The organism is Pseudomonas sp. P4_C3 (genome assembly GCF_056402075.1).
This window is the reverse complement of the sequence record NZ_JBFUIC010000731.1, coordinates 1-796: the sequence shown is the minus strand read 5'-3', so window position 1 is coordinate 796 and position 796 is coordinate 1. Positions and strand designations below refer to the sequence as shown.

Below are 796 nucleotides of genomic sequence, written 5' to 3'. Positions count from 1 at the left end.
AGATTGGATGAGCGGGGAGGGCGGGGCCTTGCCTTGACTGGGGACAAGATCCTCTTTAGACTCTTGTACCCCTAAATTTGGCGGGAACTCGTTCCTGCCATTTTGCTTTTCTTGCAAGACAATAGCGTCGCAAGACAACAGTGGAGCTAGTAGATGGCAACTATCAACCAGCTGGTACGTCAGCCGCGTAAGCGTATCGTCGAGAAATCCGACGTGCCTGCGCTGCAGAACTGCCCGCAACGCCGTGGCGTGTGCACCCGTGTGTACACCACCACGCCGAAAAAACCTAACTCGGCACTGCGTAAAGTATGCCGTGTGCGTCTGACCAACGGTTTCGAGGTTTCCTCGTACATCGGCGGTGAAGGCCACAACCTGCAAGAGCACAGCGTGGTACTGATCCGCGGCGGTCGTGTAAAAGACTTGCCAGGTGTTCGTTACCACACCGTTCGCGGTTCGTTGGATACTTCCGGTGTTAAAGGTCGTAACCAGGGTCGTTCGAAGTACGGTACCAAGCGTCCGAAGTAATCGGCCGTTTTGCAGTTTTTAATTTTATTGAGTCGATAAGAGTAAGGTCGGGCACGCATCCATAGGAGCTGTCCCGGGCTAACCTGAAGACCGTTTGAGGGCTTATCAATGCCAAGACGTCGCGTAGCAGCCAAGCGTGAGATTCTGGACGATCCGAAATACGGAAGCCAAATCCTCGCCAAATTCATGAACCACGTAATGGAAAGCGGCAAGAAAGCCGTTGCCGAGCGTATCGTTTATGGTGCCCTGGATACCGTGAAGGCTCGTAAGG

At 53.6% G+C, this 796-nt stretch carries 1 protein-coding gene and 1 pseudogene; both read left to right on the top strand.

Annotated elements, in window-relative coordinates:
• The first annotated feature begins 153 nt into the window (after positions 1–153).
• Positions 154–525 carry a 30S ribosomal protein S12 gene (rpsL, locus tag AC1DVH_RS32115; RefSeq protein ID WP_003186084.1) on the top strand — a complete coding sequence of 124 codons (372 nt, stop codon included), beginning with the start codon at positions 154–156 and terminating at the stop codon, positions 523–525.
• Between the two features lie 108 nt (positions 526–633).
• Positions 634–796 (top strand): annotated as a pseudogene (locus tag AC1DVH_RS32110) (30S ribosomal protein S7); the annotation flags it as partial.

What these genes read in the sequence shown, in the direction of transcription:
- rpsL (WP_003186084.1), top strand. Translation starts at nt 154, where the DNA reads ATGGCAACTATCAACCAGCTGGTACGTCAGCCGCGTAAGCGTATCGTC.